The 22950-nt window shown below is 40.8% G+C and carries 22 protein-coding genes, 1 tRNA gene and 1 pseudogene; 18 read left to right on the top strand and 6 right to left on the bottom strand.

What is annotated here, in order from left to right; translation table 11 throughout:
• Positions 1 to 15: 15 nt before the first annotated feature.
• Both csaB and ACE1CA_RS30250 read right to left on the bottom strand, forming a co-directional pair.
• Positions 16 to 1068 (bottom strand): polysaccharide pyruvyl transferase CsaB, encoded by a 1053-nt coding sequence (csaB, locus tag ACE1CA_RS30255; protein ID WP_413278009.1) that lies wholly within the window; start codon positions 1066 to 1068, stop codon positions 16 to 18.
• A gap of 374 nt (positions 1069 to 1442) precedes the next feature.
• Positions 1443 to 2690, bottom strand: a complete 1248-nt coding sequence (locus tag ACE1CA_RS30250) for a vWA domain-containing protein (RefSeq protein WP_413278010.1) — start codon at positions 2688 to 2690, stop codon at positions 1443 to 1445.
• A gap of 199 nt (positions 2691 to 2889) precedes the next feature.
• Between ACE1CA_RS30250 and ACE1CA_RS30245 the strand changes: the two genes are divergently transcribed.
• The 11 genes and pseudogenes from ACE1CA_RS30245 (at position 2890) to ACE1CA_RS30195 (ending at position 10726) form a co-directional block, all read left to right on the top strand.
• Positions 2890 to 3579: an ATP-dependent Clp protease proteolytic subunit gene (locus ACE1CA_RS30245; protein ID WP_413278011.1), complete on the top strand. Its 690-nt coding sequence runs from the start codon at positions 2890 to 2892 to the stop codon at positions 3577 to 3579.
• Positions 3580 to 3613: 34 nt separating this feature from the next.
• A complete protein-coding gene (locus ACE1CA_RS30240; RefSeq protein WP_413278012.1) occupies positions 3614 to 4240 on the top strand; it encodes an ATP-dependent Clp protease proteolytic subunit in 627 nt (208 codons plus the stop codon).
• 143 nt (positions 4241 to 4383) lie between these two features.
• The gene (locus ACE1CA_RS30235) at positions 4384 to 4986 is read left to right on the top strand and encodes a J domain-containing protein (RefSeq protein WP_413278013.1); all 603 of its coding nucleotides are present in this window, start codon (positions 4384 to 4386) and stop codon (positions 4984 to 4986) included.
• Positions 4987 to 5077: 91 nt separating this feature from the next.
• Positions 5078 to 5338, top strand: a complete 261-nt coding sequence (locus ACE1CA_RS30230; RefSeq protein WP_413278014.1) for a MoaD/ThiS family protein — start codon at positions 5078 to 5080, stop codon at positions 5336 to 5338.
• A 175-nt stretch (positions 5339 to 5513) separates the two neighbouring features.
• Entirely contained in the window at positions 5514 to 6011 is a 498-nt protein-coding gene (locus ACE1CA_RS30225; protein WP_413278015.1) for a tetratricopeptide repeat protein, read from the top strand.
• Positions 5996 to 6505 (top strand): annotated as a pseudogene (locus ACE1CA_RS30220) (CHAT domain-containing protein); the annotation flags it as partial. The gene ACE1CA_RS30225 and the pseudogene ACE1CA_RS30220, both read left to right, overlap by 16 nt.
• Before the next feature lie 262 nt (positions 6506 to 6767).
• Positions 6768 to 8072 (top strand): threonine synthase, encoded by a 1305-nt coding sequence (gene thrC / locus ACE1CA_RS30215; RefSeq protein WP_413278016.1) that lies wholly within the window; start codon positions 6768 to 6770, stop codon positions 8070 to 8072.
• A gap of 109 nt (positions 8073 to 8181) precedes the next feature.
• Entirely contained in the window at positions 8182 to 8457 is a 276-nt protein-coding gene (locus ACE1CA_RS30210; protein ID WP_413278017.1) for a MoaD/ThiS family protein, read from the top strand.
• Between the two features lie 184 nt (positions 8458 to 8641).
• Positions 8642 to 9262, top strand: coding sequence for a DUF2996 domain-containing protein (locus ACE1CA_RS30205; protein ID WP_413278018.1), 621 nt, complete (start codon positions 8642 to 8644; stop codon positions 9260 to 9262).
• Positions 9263 to 9396: 134 nt separating this feature from the next.
• Positions 9397 to 10260: a hypothetical protein gene (locus ACE1CA_RS30200; RefSeq protein ID WP_413278019.1), complete on the top strand. Its 864-nt coding sequence runs from the start codon at positions 9397 to 9399 to the stop codon at positions 10258 to 10260.
• Positions 10211 to 10726, top strand: a complete 516-nt coding sequence (locus ACE1CA_RS30195) for a PIN domain-containing protein (protein ID WP_413278020.1) — start codon at positions 10211 to 10213, stop codon at positions 10724 to 10726. The genes ACE1CA_RS30200 and ACE1CA_RS30195 overlap by 50 nt, the downstream gene beginning before the upstream one ends.
• A gap of 81 nt (positions 10727 to 10807) precedes the next feature.
• On the opposite strand, the gene ACE1CA_RS30190 is transcribed toward ACE1CA_RS30195, so the two are convergent.
• Complete coding sequence (locus ACE1CA_RS30190; protein WP_413278021.1) at positions 10808 to 11299, bottom strand: TM2 domain-containing protein; 492 nt, start codon at positions 11297 to 11299, stop codon at positions 10808 to 10810.
• A gap of 238 nt (positions 11300 to 11537) precedes the next feature.
• On the opposite strand from ACE1CA_RS30190, the gene acsF reads away from it, so the two are divergent.
• Entirely contained in the window at positions 11538 to 12614 is a 1077-nt protein-coding gene (acsF, locus tag ACE1CA_RS30185; RefSeq protein ID WP_413278022.1) for a magnesium-protoporphyrin IX monomethyl ester (oxidative) cyclase, read from the top strand.
• Between the two features lie 120 nt (positions 12615 to 12734).
• On the top strand, positions 12735 to 13463 hold the full coding sequence (locus ACE1CA_RS30180) for a hypothetical protein (protein ID WP_413278023.1): 729 nt from the start codon (positions 12735 to 12737) through the stop codon (positions 13461 to 13463).
• A 114-nt stretch (positions 13464 to 13577) separates the two neighbouring features.
• Here ACE1CA_RS30180 and ACE1CA_RS30175 read toward each other — a convergent pair.
• Positions 13578 to 13659 (bottom strand) — tRNA-Leu (locus tag ACE1CA_RS30175).
• Between the two features lie 387 nt (positions 13660 to 14046).
• Positions 14047 to 14331 carry a DUF427 domain-containing protein gene (locus ACE1CA_RS30170; RefSeq protein WP_413278024.1) on the bottom strand — a complete coding sequence of 95 codons (285 nt, stop codon included), beginning with the start codon at positions 14329 to 14331 and terminating at the stop codon, positions 14047 to 14049.
• Positions 14332 to 14455: 124 nt separating this feature from the next.
• Here ACE1CA_RS30170 and recQ point away from each other — a divergent pair, with 124 nt between their 5' ends.
• The 4 genes from recQ (at position 14456) to ACE1CA_RS30150 (ending at position 21106) form a co-directional block, all read left to right on the top strand.
• Complete coding sequence (gene recQ, locus ACE1CA_RS30165) at positions 14456 to 16615, top strand: DNA helicase RecQ (RefSeq protein WP_413278025.1); 2160 nt, start codon at positions 14456 to 14458, stop codon at positions 16613 to 16615.
• A 443-nt stretch (positions 16616 to 17058) separates the two neighbouring features.
• Entirely contained in the window at positions 17059 to 19053 is a 1995-nt protein-coding gene (locus ACE1CA_RS30160) for an AMP-dependent synthetase/ligase (protein WP_413278026.1), read from the top strand.
• 234 nt (positions 19054 to 19287) lie between these two features.
• Entirely contained in the window at positions 19288 to 19737 is a 450-nt protein-coding gene (locus ACE1CA_RS30155) for a YlqD family protein (protein ID WP_413278027.1), read from the top strand.
• A gap of 94 nt (positions 19738 to 19831) precedes the next feature.
• Positions 19832 to 21106 (top strand): dihydrolipoamide acetyltransferase family protein, encoded by a 1275-nt coding sequence (locus ACE1CA_RS30150; protein WP_413278028.1) that lies wholly within the window; start codon positions 19832 to 19834, stop codon positions 21104 to 21106.
• A gap of 97 nt (positions 21107 to 21203) precedes the next feature.
• Here ACE1CA_RS30150 and ACE1CA_RS30145 read toward each other — a convergent pair whose 3' ends face one another.
• Complete coding sequence (locus tag ACE1CA_RS30145; protein ID WP_459563613.1) at positions 21204 to 22085, bottom strand: helix-turn-helix domain-containing protein; 882 nt, start codon at positions 22083 to 22085, stop codon at positions 21204 to 21206.
• Positions 22086 to 22250: 165 nt separating this feature from the next.
• Here ACE1CA_RS30145 and ACE1CA_RS30140 point away from each other — a divergent pair, with 165 nt between their 5' ends.
• Positions 22251 to 22883, top strand: coding sequence for an FMN-dependent NADH-azoreductase (locus tag ACE1CA_RS30140; protein WP_413278030.1), 633 nt, complete (start codon positions 22251 to 22253; stop codon positions 22881 to 22883).
• Positions 22884 to 22950 lie beyond the last annotated feature (67 nt).

The following is a 22950-nucleotide window of genomic DNA, read 5'->3' as shown; positions in this document are numbered from 1 at the left end:
CAACATTTTTTCTTTTCAACTAGCTGCTAAAGCTTGAGTTAACAAATCTCGATGAATCAGAGATCTGTCTACTAATGACTGAATTTGTACTGCTGAGAGGCTATCACCGTTAGCATAGCAGTCTAACCAAGTTTGGGTAATTAATTTTGGCTCGTCAGGAATGTCAGTTAATTTCCATCCTGGGATAGACAGTTCTTGCATTAGTTGGCTAACTTTTGGGTCATAGCTGAGGGCGAAGCAACGACATTCGTGGGCTGCTGCCATAATCAGGCTATGGTAACGCATTCCGATCGCCATTTCCACTCCCTGAAATAGTCCTTTTAATTCTCTAGGATCTTCAAGTGTCAAAATTTTACTAGCACCGGGTAATTGTGACTCAATTGATTGGGCGATCGCTAAATCTTTGGCTTTCTGAAATGGTACCAATAAAATAAAGGCTTGAGTAGCTTTTTGAAAGTCAACTAAAGCTTTAGTTAAAATAGCAATTCTTTCTGGAGTTAATTGCGGATGTTGGCGCAAAGTTACCGCTACTCTGGGGGCTGGTAAATCCCAAAGTCCTTTTACTGGTAAACTTTCTAATGCCCATACTGGATCGGGTGCTAAACAACAGGGTGTTTGCCAATTTAATAGTAGATTAGCGGAGGCTCGATCGCGCACGCTCACTAATTCACATTTGGCAAAAACTTGTTTCGCTATTGCTCTAATGATCGGACGTTCTAAAGGGCCAATTCCTTGCGCCCAAGCAATTGTTCTCAACCCTAATTGTCTGGCTAATCCCATCAATCCAGCATAATACATGGGACTAGCAAAACTTGTCACATCTTGCATTAAACTGCCACCACCCCAAATAAAAACTTGGGCGCTACGGATAACTTGGAAGACTTGCCAAGCTGACATTCGATCGTAACTTTCCACCTGATAACGCTGCTTTGTTTCTCGCGGATTTCCCGAAAGTACCAAAGGTTTGACGTTTGGTGGCAACATTTGTAACAACGAAGCTAACAATGCTTCATCTCCGCCATTGCCTTTGCCGTAATAACCACACAATACTGCCCGAATTTGCCCCATTAGATTTATTGCTCTTTGCTTGATATTCAGTTTAGGGCATTTCGGCAATCATTTTTTAGCTTAGGGGAGTGTTAGCGATCGCTATTTCACTCTCTATTATTTATTAAACATATATATTGTCATCTATCTAAATAGGTATAAACATTTTTTATTCGTACAAAAAATATCTACAATTATTCTTTGTATTGCCACATAAACAGTAGTTAGAGAATATATATATTTGTAAATTCTCTTCAAATTAACTGGTGGATGCAGCTTTGCAGGGGTGCAGGGGTGCAGGGGTGCAGGGGAGTAAGAAAAGTACCTAAGTTAAAACTCTCCAACTCAAAACTGCCCCAGTCTCCTTGTCCCCAGTCCCCAGTCCCCTGCTTCCTCTAGGAGTCGCTTTGTAAAATGGTTTTGGAAACGATGCGGGTTTTTTTGCGATCGGCCTCTGAAAGTTCTTGTCCTTCTTGTAGGCGAGTCGCACTTGTTTGTAAGACTGTGGCTGCGCCTTTATCGCCCATTTGTAAGGCAGTTTTTGCCGCAGTTTGTAACATTGTAGCTGCACCTGTGCGATCGCCTTGTTGTAATTTTGTTTCGGCAATTTGTGTTTGGCGATATTTCGCTAAAGCTAAAATTGATTTTTGCACTTGCGGATTTAAATTAGGTTGATAGTTCTGGACAAAATTACCTGTGACTGGGAAAACTTCCGAAAGTAATCCTTCTTTGCCTTGCACTGGATCGTCGTACCGAACTTGTAAATTAGCTAAAGTTTGCTCACCTTCAGGCATTTGTCCAATATAAAGGTTAGCTAAAATTACCCGTTGTTGTGCTGTCATTAAATCTCCCAATCTCACGGAGAATTTATCGCCTTCTGGTTGCACTGGTAATTCGATTGTATCTGGGAAAACTTGAGCGATCGGTTTTAATTCAGCCAACCTCACTTTCGGCATTAAAGAAAATAGCAAATAAGCATTAGTTAAACCTACTGATTGAATCCGATTAAACAATCGACCAAAAGCATCAACGGCTTGTTCTGGCTTTTCAATATAAGACAAAGTACCGCTACCAGCATCAGCAATTTTCTCTAAAACATCTTGGTTCCAATGTACACCAAAACCTAAAGAATTCAGGGTTAATTTATAACCTGCTGCTAATTGCGCTAACTTCAAACATTTTTCATTATCACCATGCTCATTTTCGCCATCAGTTAATAAAAAAGCTTGAGAAATAGCATCTTTTTTCCCCTTAGCCATTTCTTCAATTCCCAGACGCAAACCTTCATCAATAGCAGTTCCACCATCAGCTTTCAGTTGATTAATTTGATCCTTAATTTTCTTGCGATCTTCTATTGTTTGATTAGCAACTAATACTTTAGCACGATGATCGAACATGATAACAGAAAGCCGATCGCCCGACTTCAACTTATCCACCAATTGTCCAGCTGCCTGTTTCACCGTTTCCAACGGTCTACCATTCATCGAACCAGAATGATCTAAAATCAGACACAAATTCAGCGGTACATTTTCGACGAATTCACCAGGAACTGCGGAAACAGAAATCTCCAACTGACGCTGACTCGTAGATTGAGTCGCATCCAAATTGCCATCATTTAACAGCGGTTGCAAACCAACTTTCATAAATCTGTACTCCCAAGGCAGAAAAACAGGAATATCATTTACCTCACGTCAAACTCACGGGTTTACGCACCTAAACTTTAGGATAAAACACTATAAGCGGTGTAGGGATCACTACAAGATTTATACTTCAGGCGTATCCCAGACCGCGTTACTATGAAAAATACACAATGCCACAAATTTAATTGGGCGGAACGCGCTTATGGAATCACCTATTAAGGCTGTTCAAGCTCCGTACTACGGAGATGCCTTTTCCCGAACACCCCCTCCAGACTTACCTTCCTTGTTGTTGAAGGAACGGATTATTTATCTGGGATTGCCGTTGTTTTCTTCAGATGAGATAAAAAATCAAGTAGGTGTAGACGTAACCGAGTTAATCATTGCCCAACTGCTTTACTTGCAATACGAAGACCCGGAAAAGCCCATCTCCATCTACATCAATTCTACTGGTACATCTTGGTACACGGGAGATGCGATCGGTTTTGAAACCGAAGCCTTTGCGATTTGCGATACTATCAACTACATTAAGCCCCCAGTCAACACCATTTGTCTAGGTCAGGCAATGGGCACCGCCGCCATGATCCTCGCCGCAGGCACCAAAGGCTGTAGAGCCAGTTTACCCCATGCCACGATCGTACTCAACCAAGCTCGCACCGGATTTCGCGGACAAGCGACAGACATTCAAATTCAAGCGCGAGAAGTTTTGGAAAACAAACGCGCCATAGTCGATATCTTTGCCAGAAATACTGGTCAAACTCCAGAAAAAATTGCCAAAGATATGGAACGGATGTTTTACTTAACTCCCGAACAAGCCAAAGAATACGGGATTATCGATCGGGTTTTGGAAAGTACCAAAGACCTACCCCAACCAATCCCAGCACTTCACGGTTAAATCTTAACTTAATTACAAAAAGGAAGAAAGTATTATGCCGATCGGCGTTCCTAGAGTCCCCTTTCGTTTCCCTGGCGAACCTTATACCCAGTGGATTAATATTTACGATCGTCTTGCTTTAGAAAGAATCATCTTCCTCAGCGGCGAAGTCACCGATGGCATGGCTAACGCCATTATCGCTCGCTTGCTGTACCTAGATTCAGACGACCAAAGCAAGGACATCTACATCTACATTAACTCTCCCGGTGGTTCAGTCACCGCAGGTTTAGCCATTTACGACACCATGCAGCACGTTAAATCTAACGTAGTTACAATTTGCGTTGGTTTAGCTGCTTCAATGGGTTCGTTTCTGTTAGGTGCAGGGACAAAAGGTAAACGTTTAGCCTTACCTCACTCCCGAATTATGATTCACCAACCATCAGGCGGTACCAGAGGACAAGCAACAGACATTGACATTGAAGCTAGAGAAATTCTGAGAATTCGTCGTCAACTCAATGAAATCTATGTCAAAATGACTGGTCAGACCTTGGAAAAGATCGAAAAAGACATGGATCGTGACTTTTTCATGTCTGCTGAACAAGCCAAAGAGTACGGTTTAATTGATAAAGTAATTGACGATCGTGCTCCCGAAGCTAAAGCAGAAACTCTCGTCACTCGCTAGGGTTAATTCAGATTAAGTGAGTTGTTGCGCTTGAGCACTCTTATCCCAGCGCTAATAAGAGTGTTCAAGCGCAATAAATTACAAATCTAAAATTGGTTAGCTCTGCCTTTGCTATCATCGGCATATATTTAAAATTCACTTCAATGAACTTGGCAGATTGTTATCGATTACTGGAGCTTAAGTCTGGTTCTTCAAGAGAGGAAATTAAAGCCTCTTATCGTCGCTTGGTAAGAAAGTATCATCCTGATGTCAATCCTGACGATCGACAAGCGAAAGAAAAGTTTATTGCTATTCAGGAAGCTTACGAGTTTCTGATGGAAAATGTCAAGGAACCAGAAGTTCCTCCAGAGTCAAAGGCGAGTCAACAACAGGTATCTACAGCAGCAAAAGTCAAAGTAACTAAGACTAATAAAGTAAAAACTATTGATATTCAACCGCCACTTTCACCAGAAGAACAAAAGTTAAAGTGGCAATCTTATAATCAACTGCAAGTTTTGTTGAGAGATCAGCGGTATCCTAGAGCGATCGCACTAGTAGAAGGACTAGCGCAACGTCTCCCCGAAGATTTAGAAGTACGTCAATGGCAAGCAATTACTTATCAGCGTACAGGTCGGCATTTTGTCGATCGCAAACAACTAGAAAAAGCCAGAATTTATCTCAAAAAAGCCCTAAAAATCGACCCACACAATCGTTCCCTCTGGCTAGAAGTTGAAAGAGACTTCCGTCGCATCGAACAAATATATTAAATTGTCAATTCGCATTTGTCATTAGTCATCTGTTAAACTCTTTACTAACATCCAATGACAAATGACTATTTATTAATTTATTAAAGGGGTTATGACTGAATCTAAAATTACAGTAACAATTAAATTGTTTGCTGCTTATCAAGAAGCTTACGGCGTACCAGAATTAGTGAGAGAATTTCCCTCAGAAACTTCTGTCGGCAAAGTATTAGAAAATATCATTGCCGAACATCCAGAACTTGCTCAATGGCGAGAAATTACTCGTTTTGGTGTCAATCTTCAGTTTGTAGAACCGGATACAATTTTGCAAGACGGCGATGAAGTGGTGTTTATTCCCCCTGTGAGTGGCGGTTAATACAAGTACGTTGTTGCGCTTCAGCGCCTTTCCCACTGAAGCGGGAACAACGAACTGAGTTTGTTTAAGTCTTAAGAATATGTGAGTTGATTTTAGGGAAAATTAAAATTTGAACTGCATAAGTTCTTAATTACTAGAGATATCAGTTTTTCAGGAGTTAAATTTAATTAAAACGATGCGTTTACCAAAACTCGGAATTGCTACATTTATTGCTTTACTCACTGTTGTTGCAGATACTTCTATTAGTTTATATTCCTTGACAAGTTTGCCAGTGCCAAAAGTTTTGGCGCAGACAAATAGTGAAAAGAAAGCTGAGGCATCTCGACTTTTTATGCAAGGACTTCAGCAGTCGGAACGGAGTCAATTTAGGGAAGCATTGCAATCTTTTCAACAGGCGTTAATTATTTATCGGGAAATTGGCGATCGCTCTGGTGAAGGAAGATCTCTAGGAAATTTAGGAGGTGCTTACAGTTCCCTGAGAGACTACCACAAGGCAATTGATTATCATCAGCAGAGTTTAGCTATTTTCCGGGCAATAGGCGATCGCTCTGGTGAAGGAAGATCTCTAGGAAATCTGGGTCTTGCTTACCGTTTCCTGAGAGACTACCACAAGGCAATTGATTACCATCAGCAAAGTTTAGTTATTTTCCAGGAAACAATACTCAACCTTTAATTGGTTCCCAAGCTAAAGAAGCAACAATTAAATCTCAAATCTCCCAAGCTAACATTATTCACTTCGCCACACACGGACTTTTAGATTATGGAGAACTGCAAGGAAAATATCGGGCTGGAGTACCGGGCGCATTAGCATTTACACCCGACGAAAAAGAAGATGGTTTGCTGACTTCTGATGAAATTCTCGATTTAAAATTGAATGCTTCCTTAGTAGTTTTAAGTGCTTGTGATACTGGGAGAGGACAACTTACAGGTGATGGCGTAGTTGGATTATCTCGCGCTTTTATTACTGCGGGAACACCCAGCATTGTTGTTTCTTTGTGGGCGGTTCCTGATGCACCAACCTCTGATTTAATGAAGGAATTTTATCAGCAAATGCGGACAAATCCGAATAAGGCGCAAGCGTTACGTCAGGCAATGTTAACTATTATGAAAACTCGCCCTCATCCGAAAGATTGGGCAGCTTTCACTTTAATCGGAGAAGCATTTTAGAAGAGAAGGGACTGGGGACTAGGGACTGGGTACAGGGAAAGTTTTCACTTGTAGGGGCGGGTTTAGCAGATAAGGTTGTGTTCACAGCAGAGGAGTTAACAACAAAACCCGCCCTGAATAGAGTTTTCTTGCCCCTGTGTTCCCCTGCCCAAATCAATCCCGACAAAAAAGGTCGGATATGTTTGACGCGATTTTGGGGGCGTGATAGCATTTCAAAAAGTTGATAGTTCGGCAGATTTTCAGAGCGAGAGAGAGCAAGATCATGACCCAGGCAATTACAACCCAAAACCAAGGAAAGATAAGCACCGTTAAAGGTTTGAAGTGTAAAGAGTGTGGTGCTGAATACGAAGCTAAGGCAATTCACGTTTGCGAATTCTGTTTTGGCCCGTTGGAAGTAGCTTATGATTACGATGCTCTTCGTCGTTCTGTGACTCGCGAAAGTATTCAAGCTGGCCCAAATTCGATTTGGCGTTATCGGGCATTTTTGCCTGTGGAAACGGAAAACCCCATTGATGTGGGAACTGGGATGACTCCCCTTGTTCGCGCTAACCGTTTGGCTCGTCGCCTGGGTTTGAAAAAGCTTTATATTAAAAACGATGCAGTCAATATGCCTACCCTCAGCTTCAAAGATAGGGTGGTATCGGTGGCTTTGACTCGCGCTCGTGAGTTGGGTTTTACTACGGTTTCTTGTGCGAGTACTGGTAACTTGGCTAATTCTACAGCTGCGATCGCAGCCCACGCCGGACTCGACTGCTGCGTATTCATCCCCGCCGACTTGGAAGCCGGAAAAATCCTGGGTACACTGATTTATGGCCCTACCGTGATGGCAGTGCAAGGAAACTACGACCAAGTAAACCGCCTCTGTTGTGAAGTTGCAAATACACAAGGTTGGGGATTTGTCAATATTAATTTGCGTCCCTATTACTCCGAAGGTTCCAAAACTTTAGGTTACGAAGTTGCCGAACAACTCGGTTGGGAATTACCAGATCATATAGTTGCACCTTTGGCTTCTGGTTCTTTGTTCACCAAGATTTACAAAGGTTTCCAAGAATTTATTAAAGTCGGTTTAGTTGCAGATAAGAGCGTGAGATTTAGCGGCGCACAAGCGGAAGGTTGTTCTCCCATTGCTCAAGCTTTCCGGGAAAATCGGGATTTTGTGCAACCAGTAAAACCGAGTACAATTGCAAAATCGATCGCAATTGGCAACCCAGCAGACGGCATCTATGCCTTAGAAGTCGCCCGGAAAACAGGCGGTAACATCGAATCAGTCAACGATGCCGAAATTATTGAAGGCATGAAGCTACTCGCAGAAACTGAAGGCATTTTCACCGAAACCGCAGGCGGAACCACAATTGCCGTACTGAAAAAATTAGTCGAAGCTGGTAAAATTGACCCCGAAGAAACCACAGTAGTTTACATTACCGGAAACGGTTTGAAAACTCAGGAAGCAGTTCAAGGTTACATCGGCGAACCTTTAACAATTGAACCAAAATTAGACAGTTTCGAGCGTGCTTTGGAACGTTCTCGTACCTTAGAACGCCTCGACTGGCAACAAGTACTTGTATAAGTATTAGCTTTTTGCGTTTTGCGATCGTGCTAATAGATAATGGGTAATCGGTGGAAAAAAACACCAATTACCCATTAATAATCACCAATGACCAATTACCGAATTAACTATGTCCGTTAAAGTTTTAGTTCCCACTCCCCTGCAAAAGTTTACCAACGACCAAGCAACTTTAGAATGCAGCGCTAGTAGTATCGAAGAATTAATTGATTCTTTAGACGAAAGTTGTCCCGGCATTAAATCACGTTTATGTGACGAACAAGGACAAATTCGCCGCTTTTTGAACCTCTACGTCAACAGCGAAGACATCAGATTTTTGGATGGAACAGCTACAACCTTAGCAGATGGCGACGAAGTAAGCATCGTTCCCGCTGTAGCTGGCGGTTGAGTTCTCGGAGTGGGGGCAGAGGGGCAGAAGGTAAAAATTCTCCTTGTCCCCTTGTCCCCTTGTCCCCAGTCCCTTCCTTGCAAATTATTAGATATTGTAAAAATATGTGTCTTGCCTTGTAGCTGGTGAAATTATTCAGCTGAATTAGAGTTCTCGATCGTAAATTAAAGGTTGAACTGAAGTTATGGCAGAAGAAACCAATCACAATGAAGCGGGAGAAGTAGCTCCTAGCACTGTAGAACAGCAAGCTCCTAGCATTGCCGAAGAACACGCTCCCAGCACTGACTCATCTGTAACAACAGATATCCCTAGTGCTAATGCACCCGATCCTAACGCAGTTAGTTCCGAACAAAATCCTAATGCGGTAGGTGATAAAGCTGAGGAAAAAGCTGCGAAAAAACCAGCTGCTGCGAAAAAGGAAAAAGCGCCCGCAGTTGAAGATAAACCTTTTGCCGAGTTTATTCCTCAAGATTATTTTGAGGCATTAACAGCTGCGTTAGCTAAACAAGGCGTTCAGGATTTAGAGCTAAATTTAGAAAAGCAAAAAATTCCTGTGATTGGCTATGCAACACAACCGGAATGCTGGCAAGTTATTGGTAGTTGGGGCAATGGTAAACGTCAATTCCGGGTGTATTTCTTGACAGAAAATATTCAGGGACAAAAAGGTTTTTCATATTCGGAAAATGGCGGTAAACCTAGCACTCTTGAGCCTTTCTTAATTGATGAACGAAAAGTAAGTTTAGATTTACTGGTGTTTGGCGTTGTACAACGTTTAAATGCCCAAAAGTGGCTAGTTAGAAATTAGTTACAGACAATCAACTCACTGGTAGCAAAGGTGTGCGAGAGGGGGGTATACCCCTCTCAAGAGTCTTCCCCCTGCCAACTATATGTTTAATTGCATAAAATAAAGATAAATAAACAAAAAAGGTAAGAGAACAAATGAAAACAAACTTATCAAGTGCTATTGAGCAATTATGCTCTGAAGCCATTCTCTATGAAGATTTTAAAAACATTACGAACAGTTTAGAAATACTTATCGCTTCAAAAAATGCTTCATTACCAGAAGAAGGACTTGAACAACTTCGAGAAATATGGAAATCTCTAAAAGAATCTGACATTTTTGATAAACCATTGACACGAGCAGCCAGAAAAATAGATGCAATAAGTCTCTCAATTAGTAGGGTGTTAACGAAATTTAGAGAGTTCTTTAGTGATAAAGAATATCACGAATTAAATAAAATTTCTTCTAGTGGTTTTGCCGTAGCACAAGTCATGAAAGGAATACACTACATAAATAAATCATTGATACATGATCAAACAACTATAAATTTAGCTAATTTTACAAAAGGCATAAATCTCTTGTCCAAAGGATTAAAAGAAAATCCCAAACTAATTCACCTAGACGATTATGAAAATTTTAAAGAATTAGGAGAAGTCGCAATAGAAATAAGTAAAAAAATAAATGAAGAATCAGTTCAATTAGATGAGGAAGAATCAACAGAAGAGCATAAAAAATATAAAGAAGTCATACATTTAAGCGGCATTTCCATTTTATGGTCAGTAGGACAATTTGAAAATAAAATAAAAAAACAAAGAAGCTTTGGGACAATTGAAGACTTTGTAGAGTACATAGATAATGGAGACGAAGAGGAAAAGAGAAGAAGAAAGAAAAAACAAATTGATCTTATAGATTTATGGATAGATAGTCCTTCAAATGAGGAAGAAGATACAGAGGAGTGCTTTAAAAACATTGATGAAAGAAGAAAGCGAAAATTGTTTACCAACATTATTAATAATTCTTGATACTGGGATTTTAGGCTTATTAACCAATCCTAAATGCAGCAAAGCTCAATTGAGATGTAAAAATTGGTTCAGAAAAATTACTGAAAATAAACAGATAGAAATCACCACTTCTGAGATTTGTGATTATGAACTAAGGAGAGAGCTAATAAGATGTAAAAAACATGAGGGATTGAAAAGATTAAACGAATTTAGGGATACTTTTGGGTGCTTGGAAGTAACAAGAGATGTACTTGATAAAGCTGCTCAATTATGGGCTTGGGCAAGAGAAACTAACCAAGCAACAGCACATGATGAATCCATTGATGCTGATGTAATACTATCAGCCCAATCAATCATACTAAGCAGCGAATATAATAAGTCTTCAATCATTGCTACAACTAATACAAAACATTTAGACAGATACACACCTTCTCTGCATTGGGAAGAAGCAACAATAGAAAATTGTATTAAAAGATGTCAAAAATAATTTTTAAAGAAGGAAACAGGGAACAGAACAAGTAAAATCTAATTCACTTGTGTTTCCCTGCCCCTCTGCCCCTCTGCCCCTTCAGAGTTCTACAAATTCGTACACTACAACACCAGTATCCGGGTCGTTATCAATTCTGACATAGCCAGCTTTGACTAATTGCATTAATGCGGCTTCTATTTCAGAAAAAGTCATATCTGTATCCATAACTGCTTGAGTTACTGAGAGTTTGCCACCTCTAGCAGCTGCGGTTTTAACTAATTTAACCATTAATCGATCGCGATTTAACGGCATAGTTTGGGAAACAGCTGGTTGATTTAAAGGTATGCCATTGGGTGTATAACCGAATTTACCTTGAAACTTTAAGTTATGCTCTTCTACCATTCCGGGAATTAGGAATAAATCAATAAATTGTCCTATTCCAAATAAGCCAAATGTACATAGCCAAATAAAACCTGTGAACATTTTGCGATTGTAGATGCGGTGTAAACCGTGTATCTGTAGCAAGCAAGCTAACCAAAGTAGGTAGCTGGTGCCAATATTATTACCAATGTTACTGTTAACGTTATTCATTGCTGAATTAGTTACTTGGTGATGGTGCATTTTTTTATGATAGTTATTCTGTTATTGAGTGTTGTATATCTCTTGAATAGCGACTTTTTGTAACAAACCTTGACACATTGTTGCAAGTCTTAATACGATCGCTCATCTAATCCAGCCAATAGCTTGGTAGACTAAAACCCATGCCCATAACAAGCGTCGCATTATCGGCAGCGATCGATCTTAACTAGATCAAAAAATAGAGACACCTATGGTAGATTCCCTTAAGAAACCCAGTTTTGAAGAATTACGTCCGGGAATAAAAGTTCCGGCAAAAGAAACCATCCTCACGCCTCGGTTTTATACCACCGACTTTGACGAAATGGCGCGGATGGATATCTCACCCAACGAAGACGAACTGAGAGCGATTTTAGAAGAGTTCCGTGCTGATTATAATCGTCATCACTTTGTCCGGGATGCAGAATTTGAACAATCCTGGGACCACATCGACGGGGAAACTCGCAGGTTGTTCGTTGAGTTCCTAGAACGTTCCTGTACTGCTGAGTTCTCAGGATTCCTACTTTACAAGGAACTAGGAAGACGCTTAAAAGATAAAAGTCCGGTTTTGGCAGAATGCTTTAACCTGATGTCACGGGATGAAGCGCGTCACGCAGGTTTCCTCAACAAGGCGCTGTCTGACTTTAACCTATCCTTAGACTTAGGATTCCTGACAAAAAGCCGGAAATACACCTTCTTTAAACCAAAATTTATTTTCTACGCCACCTACCTTTCCGAAAAGATTGGTTACTGGCGTTATATCACCATTTATCGCCACTTGGAAGCTCATCCTGAAGACCGAGTTTATCCCATTTTCCGTTTCTTTGAAAACTGGTGCCAGGATGAAAACCGTCACGGTGACTTCTTTGATGCGGTAATGAGAGCACAACCGGAAACTTTGAACGATTGGAAGGCGAAACTCTGGTGTCGGTTCTTCCTGTTGTCGGTGTTTGCTACCATGTACCTCAACGACATTCAGCGGGCTGATTTCTATGCTGCAATTGGTCTAAATGCACGGGATTATGATATTTACGTGATTGAAAAGACCAATGAAACAGCTGGTAGAGTGTTCCCGGTAATTTTGGATGTGGATAATCCAGAATTTTATCAGCGTTTGGATGTATGCGTTCAGAATAATGCAAAATTAACTGCGATCGCAAACTCCAATCAGCCAAAATTCCTGCAATTATTGCGGAAATTACCTCTGTATATTTCTAACGGTTGGCAATTCTTGAGGTTGTATTTCATGAAACCAATTGATGTTACATCTTTGCAAGGAACAGTCAAGTAGCTTTCATTAGTTGCTCCTTGATTAAAACGGTTCTGCCAATAGCGGAACCGTTTTTTTGGCAATGATATAGTATCCTATGTTCTTATAAATCTCCAGCCACTTGGTAAAAATCCACACAAGATGAAATTAAATTACTGGTTTCTATTAATTAGCGGTTGCTTAACTCTGGTAGCGACACCTACTTGGGGACAAATCTCCGAACCTCAATCCACTCCCCAAACTCCAGAACCAGCAACGCCTAACTCGTCAGCGAGAGATTTAGATTTAAGTCCAGAAATTATGGAAAATAGTCCGGTTTTGCGGCGTTGGATGCGGAAAGTTCCTAATGTTTTGGAGAGTATTAGAAACGATCCAAGTTTTCGCACCAGGTTAAGGTTAGGTTATTCTCAGTATACTTCGGACGATCGCTCATCAGGAATTAAAGTAGGGGTAGAAGATATATTTTTGGGGAAAACTGGATTAACTGTAAGTGGCGAATATAACACTTCCTTTGATGGTGATTACTCTCTTTATGGTGGAGATTTACGTTACTATATCTTGCCCTTGGGTGGTTATATTAATATTGCCCCAGTAATCGGCTATCGTCGCATAGAAACTGACAGATACGATACTAGTGGTGTAAATGTTGGTGCAAAGTTGTTGTTTGTGTTCTCTCGCACTGGCGCAGGTGATATTTCTTTAACTCAAAGTTGGGTTTCTCCTGGTACTAGCGAAGAGGTGGGTTTGACGACTATTTCTGTTGGTTATGCTTTAACTGAAAATATTCGCTTATCTACAGATATTCAAAAACAAAATGCTAGGCAAAGAAAGGATAATCGAATAGGAATTGTTTTGGAATGGATGCTTTAAATTCCCGAATTTTGCCAGAAGTCGGGAATTTTCTGCAAGTCAATTTTCTGCTGCTGATTTTGTCAGGGTTTAATGACTACTTAAACAGATGCGATCGAAGTAATTAAATTTTTATGCGGATGAAAGGACTTGAACCTTCACTCCTTGCGGAACCAGAACCTAAATCTGGCGCGTCTGCCAATTCCGCCACATCCGCTCGAATCTATATAATAACAGATTTATACAGTAAATGAGTATAGCAGATTTTTTTCCGCAGCGAACCAACATCAACTGTAAATCCCAGGCAAGTTCAACAGATTACTGAACTAGTGGTAAAGATTTTAGCAGCAACTGACCTAAAAGTGTAGCTTCGATTAAAACTGGATTTAGCAGAATAAAGGGAAATTAGCGATCGGGTATTGGGAAATAGGATTCCTTGTAGCTAAGATGAAAAAAAAGCGATTTCAGTTTTCTGGAAATCGCTTTTTATGAAAAAATTTTGAGGTAATGGCAGTTATGGTTAATTTGGCTAGAGTGCTTGCAGATTCATCTGCTAAACTAACACCTACAAACTTATAACTTCCTTCTGCCTTTCTTTATAAAACTATGCTTCGACTTTCACACCTTTCCAAAATGCCACATATCCTTCAATGTTTTTAGCACGATCTTTAGTTTGGGGATAGTACCAAGCAGCATCTTCGTTTTGTTGTCCGTCTACTTCAATAGTGTAGTAACTGGCGACTCCTTTCCAAGGACAGGTGGTGTGTGTGTTACTTTCTTTGAAGTATTCTTTGTTGATAGTGTCGGGGGGGAAGTAATGATTTCCTTCTACTACCTCTGTGCGATCGCTTTCTGCTAAAGTAGCACCATTCCAAACAGCTTTCGGCATAAGTGATTTTTCCCTTGCTAAATTGCCAGTACAATTATTAGGATAAACTAATCGTCGATCGAATCATCCCTGTCTAGCGATGGTTATACAATATTCCTAGCATCAGCGCACTACTGATTAAATCATGTCCCAGTTTCCCTCCCTGGAAAAGGCACTCAAACACTACTTTGGTTACGATAGCTTTCGGCCCGGACAAAAGCAAATAGTCGAACAAGCTTTAAAAAACCAAGACTCATTAATTGTTATGCCTACTGGCGGTGGCAAATCTCTTTGCTTTCAACTGCCAGCCATGTTAAAAAAGGGATTAACAGTGGTAGTATCGCCGCTAATTTCTCTGATGCAAGACCAAGTGGAAGCATTACGAAATAATGGTATTTCCGCAACTTTTCTGAATAGTAGTATAAATAGTTGGCAAGTGCGCCATCGAGAAGAAAGTATTCGTAATGGTCATACTAAATTACTTTATGTTGCCCCGGAAAGGTTATTAAGTGAAAAGTTTTTACCATTCTTAGATTTAGTGCAGCATCAAGTAGGAATTGCAGGTTTTGCTATTGATGAAGCGCACTGTGTTTCTGAGTGGGGACATGACTTTCGTCCTGAATATCGGCAATTGAAATTGTTACGTCAACGTTATCCAGATGTGCCAGTAATGGCATTAACTGCTACTGCTACCGAAAGAGTTCGCCAAGATATTATTCAACAGTTACATTTACAAAATCCTTTTATTCACATTGCGAGTTTTAATCGACAAAATCTTTATTACGAAATTCGTCCCAAAGCTAAAAGCAGTTATACAGAATTATTATTACAAATTCGGCAAGCTAAAGGTGCGGTAATTGTTTATTGTCTCAGTCGCAAGGGCGTTGATGAATTAACCTTGAGATTGCAAAAAGATGAGGTGAATGCTTTGCCTTATCATGCAGGTTTAAGTGATGAAGAACGCAGCGTTAATCAAACAAGGTTTATCCGGGATGATGTGCAAGTAATGGTTGCTACCGTTGCTTTTGGTATGGGAATTAATAAACCGGATGTGCGGTTAGTAATTCACTACGATTTACCTCGAAATATCGAAAGTTACTATCAAGAAGCAGGGAGGGCGGGCAGAGATGGGGAACCTGCTGATTGTACCATTTATTTTAGTTATGGCGACCTCAAAAAAATTGAATGGGCGATCGATCAAAAAAGCGACGAACAAGAACAAAAAATTGCCCGTCAACAGTTACGGAGAATGATCGATTATGCTGAAGGAACAGATTGTCGGCGGACAATTCAATTAAGTTATTTTGGGGAATATTTTGCGGGAAATTGCGGTAAGTGTGATAATTGTTGCCATCCAAAACCTACGGAAGATTGGACAATTGAAGCGATGAAATTTCTCTCTTGTGTCGCTAGATGTAAAGAAAGATTTGGGATGAATTATATTATTGATGTTTTGCGAGGTTCTAAAAATCAGAAAATTTTACAGAATAAACATCATGAACTTTCTACTTATGGAATTGGTAAAGATAAGACTGCTGATGAGTGGAAGTTTTTGGGCCGATCGCTAATTCACCAAGGTATATTAGAACAAAGCACAGATGGTTATGCTATCCTCAAACTTAATGGGTTAAGTTGGGAAGTCATGCGCCGACAGCGGCAAGTTTTTCTCGCAATTCCTACGCAAAAGAAAGTAACACAAGAAGAGAAAAACCTGAAAAAAGCCGGGATGGAAGTATTATATGAAAGATTGCGGGCGCTGCGGAAAAAACTAGCTGACGATCAAGGCGTTCCTCCTTACGTAATTTTCCATGATTCAACTTTAAAATTAATGGCGCAAGTTCAACCCGAAACTTTATTAGCATTTGGAGAATTGTCAGGAGTTGGTAGCAGTAAACTCTCCCAATATGGGGCAGTTTTTTTAAAAGAAATTCGCGCTTATCGCCAAGAAAAAGGTTTATCAGTAGCTACTGATAACGGGAAAATTGAAACCCCAGCACCATCGACAACTCAATTAATGAGTTTACACTTATTTCAGCAGGGTTTGAATGTTGAAGAAATTGCCCAACAACGCAATCTCAAACCTAGTACAATTTTCGTACATTTAGCAGAATTGTGGGAAATGGGGGAAACGGTAGATATAGATAAATTAGTTTCTCCCGAACGGCAAAAAGTTATTTGGAAAGCAATGCAAGAAATTGGTAATGCTGAATTGTTAAAGCCAATTTACGAATATCTTGAAGAAGAATATAGCTATGGAGAAATTCGCATAGTTCGCGCTTTATGGAGAGAGAAACAAAATAACTAAACGATGACTAAAGTCCTCACAACAAACCAAATTTATTACCAGTCTTTTGTAACGACTTTAGTCGTATGTTTGTTGATTTTGTTACATTAATTTACATTAACTGAGCTTTCAGCTTGATTCGATTTGACAAATGCCAATGCTCTGGGTAAAGTGATGCAGATGATGGTGTTTACTAAAGTTAGCAATAGACAATCTGTTAATGTCATATTCATAGCCCCTTGATAAAAATTTCTCCTTTATTATTTTTAGCTAAAAACCTGGAGAACGGTGCAAAAATGGATTTTGAATTACTTGTGAATTATATAAGCTAAGCTAAACAATAGCGGGTTTGTGCATGAACGATCGGGAATTTGCCCAGACAAAAGTGATTCTGTCCACAGTTAATCGCTAAAATATTTAACCTAAGAGTTAAGGTGAAAGCGGAAGTGGTTAAAGAAATGACTATGAAAAACTCTGCTAGTGCTCTCAGTTCTTACAGAATGTCCGATCTAGAACGGGAAAAGCTGAAACTCGTTGTAGATTACTCTTTTGCCCAATCTTTGCCGGAAATTTGGCCGATCGCAGCCCAAAAATTCGCCAATGCGATCGCACTTCACGATCCGCACAGTAAACCAGAGATTGTACTGACCTATCCCCAACTTTACCAGCAAATTCAGCAATTTGCAGCTGGATTGCAAGCCAATGGCTTATTGTCATTAGTAGAAAGCGATGATTCTGGAGATCCGCCCCGTGTCGCCCTAATTTCTGACAATAGTTATCGGTGGATGATTGCCGACCAAGGGATTATGATGGCTGGGGGAGTAGATGTAGTGCGCTCCTCCGCTGCGGAAACAGAAGAATTATTGTATATTATCGAGCATAGCGGTAGTACGGTTTTAGTAGTAGAAGATGTAAAGACGCTGAAAAAATTAGGCGATCGGCTTTTGAAATTCCCCATCCAACTGATAGTTTTACTCACAGATGAAAAACTGGAAAGTTTCGGAGAAATTAAAGTTCTCAACTTTTCACAAGTCATGGCAGATGGGGCATCTCAAGAGTTAAAACTAATTAAGCAAAATCACAACACCCTCGCCACTTTACTTTATACCTCTGGAACCACCGGAAAACCCAAAGGCGTAAGATTAACTCACGGAAATTTACTGCATCAACTTACCACCTTGGGCGCAATTATCCAACCTCATGTCGGAGATATTGCCCTTTCCATTCTTCCCACTTGGCATACTTTTGGGCGGACTGCGGAATATTTTGTTCTGTCTCAAGGTTGCCACCAAATTTACACTACTATTCGCTACATTAAACAAGACTTCAAAGACTTTAAACCTCAATACATGATCGGTGTTCCGCGACTTTTAGAATCAGTTTATGAAGGCGTGCAAAAGAAATTCCGGGAACAACCAGAGAATAAGCAAAAATTAGTTAATAACCTGTTGGAATTTAGTCTACGGCACATTCAAGGAAAACGAATTTGGCAAGGTTTAGGATTAAAACCTCATCCACCTGCATTGGGTGAAAAACTATTAGGAGGACTGCAAGCAATTATTTATTGGCCCTTGCATTTTTTAGGGGAAAAGTTAGTATATAAAACAGTCAGAGAAGCTACTGGTGGCAGAATGAAGTATTTTATCAGTGGTGGTGGTTCTCTGGCGATGCACTTGGAAAATTTCTATCAAATTGTTGGGTTAGAAATTTTGGTGGGATATGGTTTAACCGAAACTTCCCCCGTGACTCACGCCCGTCGTTATTGGCATAATTTAAGAGGTTCTGCGGGACAACCCATTCCCGGTACGGAGGCGAAAATAGTCGATCCAGAAACTCGCCAAGCTTTACCTGTGGGGAAAACTGGGATCGTGTTGCTGCGGGGGCCACAGGTGATGCAAGGATATTATAAGAACCCGGAAGCTACGAAAAAAGCGATCGACCCCGAAGGTTGGTTCGATAGCGGTGACTTGGGATGGTTAACCGAAAATAACGATTTGGTGCTGACTGGAAGACAGAAAGATACAATCGTTCTGACTAACGGCGAGAATATTGAACCTCAACCAATTGAAGATGCTTGTTTGCGTAGTTCTTATATCGATCAGATTATGCTAGTAGGGCAGGATCAGCGATCGCTAGGTGCTCTAATTGTGCCAAACATCGAAGCTCTCAAGCAATGGGCAGCTTCGCAAAACTTACAATTAGTCTTACTTAACGAAACCTTCTCCGCTGCCCAAGAACAAATCACATTTGATAGTAAGATTGTTCAGGAATTATTCCGCAAAGAACTGACTCGCGAAGTGCAGAACCGTCCCGGTTTCCGTCCTGACGATCGCATTGGCCCTTTCAGATTGCTTGAGGAACCGTTTTCGATCGAAAATGGAATGTTAACTCAAACATTGAAAGTCCGCCGACCTGTCGTGATGGAACGCTATCGCGATATGATCGACGGGATGTTCTAAAAACATCAGTGAGAAGTTATGAGGGTTTACGCTGCAATTGTCGGGTAAATCCCAGCATAAGGCAAAAGCAAGGGTGAAGTAGAAAACAGCCTATTTCACTCTTTCGCCTTGAACAATTAAAATGCACATTGCAGGTAAAAATGCAAATTAAAAGTTTAAATAGATTTGCAATTTTCCTTTAACTTCGGCTGATGAAACATCGCTCCTTAACCACAATAAAAGTTAAACTTAGTCATGGAAATCCCCAAAGCTCAACTCCTACTAAAGCGCCCAGTTAACATTAAAGCCATTGTGACCGATCGTTGGAAGGAAGAGGCACAACAACAACTCCAAGGACAGATCAATCAGATTAATGAGCAACTTCAACAGTTAGAAATTCAAGGACAAAGGGCAATTACTGATCTGCAAAAGCAAAGCATTCAGCCACCTGGCCCCCAAATAATGCAACAAATAGATAGCCTTCAAAGTGGGATTAATCAAAGAAAAAGTGAATTGCTAGAACAGAAAAATCAATCTCTGCAACAACTCGAACAAGTGCAATTATTGCAACTCGAACAAGAAGTGAGTCAAGGCACGATCGAGAGCATTTTTACTCTGAATTTGGGAGACAATTTACTGGATAAATGGCAGGTAGAAATTCTGCTACGAGATGGAGTAGTAGAAGAAATTCGCGGTCATATTTAGGAATAAAAGTCATTAGTCATTGGTCATTAGTTAAAAACCATGACAAATGACTAATGACAAATGTCAATTAGTAATTAACAACTAAGAATTAGCGATGATTCACGAAGTTTTCATGCCCGCCCTCAGTTCCACAATGACCGAAGGCAAGATTGTTTCCTGGGTAAAATCTCCAGGGGACAAAATTGACAAAGGCGAAACAGTGGTGGTGGTGGAATCAGATAAGGCAGATATGGATGTAGAGTCCTTCTATGAAGGATATTTAGCCACCATTATTGTAGAAGCGGGCGGAGTTGCGCCTGTGGGTGCAGCGATCGCCCTAGTCGCAGAAACCGAAGCCGAAATAGAAACAGCCAAGCAACAAGCAGCAGGCAAAACTAGCCCTGTTGCTGCACCAACTCCCGCACCTGCAAAGCAAGCGGAACCTGTAGCTGTAGTAGCAGAAACTTCCAATGGTGCAGCGAGTCGTGGCGATCGCCTGGTAGTTTCTCCTCGCGCCCGGAAACTAGCCAAAGAACTGAGAGTAGACTTAAATAGTCTCAAAGGTAGCGGCCCTCACGGTCGAATTGTAGCAGAAGATGTAGAAGCCGCAGCCGGAAAAGCACCCGCACCCGTAGCCGTTGCACCTACAGTTCCCACCTTTACACCCGCACCCGCACCCGCTAGACCTGCACCTGCACCTGCACTTCCGGCAGTTCCCGGTCAAGTGGTAGGCTTTACCACGCTGCAAAATGCGGTGGTGCGGAACATGGTAGCCAGCTTAACAGTTCCTACCTTCCACGTTGGTTATACCATTACTACTGATAATTTGGACAAACTCTACAAACAGATTAAGTCCAAAGGTGTAACGATGACAGCATTATTAGCTAAAGCGGTGGCAGTGACATTGCAAAAACACCCATTGCTTTATGCTAGTTATACTGAACAAGGAATTCAGTATAATTCAGCAATTAATGTTGCCGTTGCAGTGGCAATGGATGATGGTGGTTTGATTACGCCAGTGTTGCAAAATGCTGACAAGTTAGATATTTATTCCTTGTCGCGTAGTTGGAAAGATTTGGTCGATCGCTCTCGCGCCAAACAATTACAACCCCAAGAATATAACTCTGGAACTTTCACCCTTTCCAATTTGGGAATGTTTGGTGTAGACCGTTTTGATGCAATTTTACCACCAGGACAAGGAGCAATTTTAGCGATCGGTGCTGCCCGTCCCCAAGTAGTAGCAACCGCTGATGGAATGTTCGGAGTCAAACAGCAAATGCAAGTAAATATTACCGCCGATCACCGGATTATTTACGGTGCTCATGCTGCCGCATTCTTACAAGATTTGGCAAAATTAATTGAAAATGATGCCCAATCTTTAACGCTGTAAAAAATTAGTAATTCCCCCGTTTTTGGGGGAATTTATTAATTTGTGATTGAAAGTGATGGTTTTTTGACCCAATACGCGATCGATCGGATTCACTTCCTTAAAGGCTGAATTGCAGTCTATAAGTTCTTGGAGTAATTCCGGTAAGCTGGCGAAACTGTTTACTTAAATGACTATGACTATTAAACCCACACATCAAAGCAATATCTGTAATTGAAGTATTATTTTGTTTCAATAACTGCTTTGCCCGTTCAATTCTTTGTTGAAGTAAATATTGATAGGGAGTTGTGCCGATCGCTAACTTAAATTGATGGCTAAAATGAAATTGACTCATGCCCAGCAGAGTCGCTAAATCAGCAAGCGTAATATCTTGATGCAGATGTTCGTTAATGTAATCCAAGACTGGCAAAATTTGACGCTCTGTTAATCCCCCCAAATAAATCTTCTCCACAGGTTTATCTACTACGTAATTTCTGAGTAAATGCACAGCCAAAACATTTGCCAAAGATTCAATATAAAGTTTGCTCCCTGTATTTCCCTGTTTCAGTTCATTTAGTAACATCATACCGATCGCTTCGAGTTGTGGGTCGCGAGTTTTAAATTCCGGGAGTAGTTCCAACCGATCTGGATTCATGGACAATGCTTGTTTTGCAACTTGCTGGATAAATCGAGAAGTAATCCGAATCTGCAAATAGTTATCTTCTGAATCCCAACGAGCGAAAAACGGCATTTGAGCAGGCGTAATCGAAATGTCTCCTTTGCCGTAAAGTCCAGCATAAGTTTTACCTCCCCGGATTTGCAGCAAACGCACTGGACGGGGTGCTAGAGATAGACAAATTGTATGTTCGTCACTGTAATGACAATTTCCCTCTCCTGGCGGATGTTGAAATTGTTCAACCAGTATATTTTCCCAACCCTGCGCTTGACTTGACAAGATGGGCAAGTTCAGGGTTTCAACTTGATGGGTAACGGGATTTTTCATCATGCTTTTCCCAGTGCATCTAGTTTTGATTGTATTTACTTTCGGATTGTCAGTAATAAAAAGCCGAAAAACTGACCGCAAGATTTTGATAGTTGCACAAGAATCAGATAGTTTCATCCTCTTCACTTCCCTAAGCTGAAAGGGTAATCGATTGGAGGGGTAACTATGGCTCATCTATTGCACATTGATTCTAGTCCGCGTGGTGAACGATCGCACTCTCGTCGTCTCACTAGAGAATTTGTGGAACAATGGAAACAAACCCATCCTGGTGATATTGTTACCTATCGAGATATTGGGCGCAATCCAGTTCCCCATGTCGATGAACCTTGGATTGCAGCGGCATTTACTCCACCCGAACAACGTACACCTGAACTATGGGAAGCTATTAGGATTAGCGATCAACTAGTAGACGAATTCCTAACAGCTGATATCTACGTTATCGGCGTTCCCATGTACAATTTCAGCGTTCCTAGTACCTTTAAAGCTTACATCGATCAAATTGTACGACTCGGACGAACTTTTGCCTTTGAACCAGATGATTCTGCACATCCTTACAAACCTCTGATGCAAGGTAAGAAAATGTTTATCATCGAAGCACGAGGAGATTCCGGTTTTCAACCTGGTGGACGCTACGAGAAAATGAATCATCATGACCCTTATCTTGTTAGCGTTTTTGGGTTTATTGGGATTACAGATATTACCTTTGTTCATGTAGAAAATGATGAGTATGGGGGACAAAAATTAGCAGATTCGATCGCTTCTGCTCGTAATCAAATCAGGCAATTAGTTGGAGGATAAGCCGATGTTATAAGATTATTTTGCATTGAAGCTGTTCTCAGCGATCGGTTGTGGATTAATCGCCGGA

This window comes from Floridaenema evergladense BLCC-F167 (genome assembly GCF_041929205.2).
In the GTDB taxonomy this organism is placed as follows: domain Bacteria; phylum Cyanobacteriota; class Cyanobacteriia; order Cyanobacteriales; family Aerosakkonemataceae; genus Floridanema; species Floridanema evergladense.
This window is presented reverse-complemented; position numbering and strand designations above follow the sequence as displayed.

Excerpts from the sequence above, each read along its gene's own strand:
- ACE1CA_RS30180 (WP_413278023.1), top strand. The coding sequence starts at position 12,735 with ATGAAATTAAATTACTGGTTTCTATTAATTAGCGGTTGCTTAACTCTG.
- ACE1CA_RS30140 (WP_413278030.1), top strand. The coding sequence starts at position 22,251 with ATGGCTCATCTATTGCACATTGATTCTAGTCCGCGTGGTGAACGATCG.
- ACE1CA_RS30225 (WP_413278015.1), top strand. The coding sequence starts at position 5,514 with ATGCGTTTACCAAAACTCGGAATTGCTACATTTATTGCTTTACTCACT.
- ACE1CA_RS30195 (WP_413278020.1), top strand. The coding sequence starts at position 10,211 with ATGAAAGAAGAAAGCGAAAATTGTTTACCAACATTATTAATAATTCTT.
- csaB (WP_413278009.1), bottom strand. The coding sequence starts at position 1,068 with ATGGGGCAAATTCGGGCAGTATTGTGTGGTTATTACGGCAAAGGCAAT.
- ACE1CA_RS30245 (WP_413278011.1), top strand. The coding sequence starts at position 2,890 with ATGGAATCACCTATTAAGGCTGTTCAAGCTCCGTACTACGGAGATGCC.
- ACE1CA_RS30150 (WP_413278028.1), top strand. The coding sequence starts at position 19,832 with ATGATTCACGAAGTTTTCATGCCCGCCCTCAGTTCCACAATGACCGAA.
- ACE1CA_RS30200 (WP_413278019.1), top strand. The coding sequence starts at position 9,397 with ATGAAAACAAACTTATCAAGTGCTATTGAGCAATTATGCTCTGAAGCC.
- ACE1CA_RS30160 (WP_413278026.1), top strand. The coding sequence starts at position 17,059 with ATGAAAAACTCTGCTAGTGCTCTCAGTTCTTACAGAATGTCCGATCTA.
- ACE1CA_RS30235 (WP_413278013.1), top strand. The coding sequence starts at position 4,384 with ATGAACTTGGCAGATTGTTATCGATTACTGGAGCTTAAGTCTGGTTCT.
- thrC (WP_413278016.1), top strand. The coding sequence starts at position 6,768 with ATGACCCAGGCAATTACAACCCAAAACCAAGGAAAGATAAGCACCGTT.
- ACE1CA_RS30155 (WP_413278027.1), top strand. The coding sequence starts at position 19,288 with ATGGAAATCCCCAAAGCTCAACTCCTACTAAAGCGCCCAGTTAACATT.
- ACE1CA_RS30230 (WP_413278014.1), top strand. The coding sequence starts at position 5,078 with ATGACTGAATCTAAAATTACAGTAACAATTAAATTGTTTGCTGCTTAT.
- ACE1CA_RS30250 (WP_413278010.1), bottom strand. The coding sequence starts at position 2,690 with ATGAAAGTTGGTTTGCAACCGCTGTTAAATGATGGCAATTTGGATGCG.
- ACE1CA_RS30205 (WP_413278018.1), top strand. The coding sequence starts at position 8,642 with ATGGCAGAAGAAACCAATCACAATGAAGCGGGAGAAGTAGCTCCTAGC.
- recQ (WP_413278025.1), top strand. The coding sequence starts at position 14,456 with ATGTCCCAGTTTCCCTCCCTGGAAAAGGCACTCAAACACTACTTTGGT.
- ACE1CA_RS30240 (WP_413278012.1), top strand. The coding sequence starts at position 3,614 with ATGCCGATCGGCGTTCCTAGAGTCCCCTTTCGTTTCCCTGGCGAACCT.
- ACE1CA_RS30210 (WP_413278017.1), top strand. The coding sequence starts at position 8,182 with ATGTCCGTTAAAGTTTTAGTTCCCACTCCCCTGCAAAAGTTTACCAAC.
- ACE1CA_RS30170 (WP_413278024.1), bottom strand. The coding sequence starts at position 14,331 with ATGCCGAAAGCTGTTTGGAATGGTGCTACTTTAGCAGAAAGCGATCGC.
- ACE1CA_RS30190 (WP_413278021.1), bottom strand. The coding sequence starts at position 11,299 with ATGAATAACGTTAACAGTAACATTGGTAATAATATTGGCACCAGCTAC.
- acsF (WP_413278022.1), top strand. The coding sequence starts at position 11,538 with ATGGTAGATTCCCTTAAGAAACCCAGTTTTGAAGAATTACGTCCGGGA.
- ACE1CA_RS30145 (WP_459563613.1), bottom strand. The coding sequence starts at position 22,085 with ATGAAAAATCCCGTTACCCATCAAGTTGAAACCCTGAACTTGCCCATC.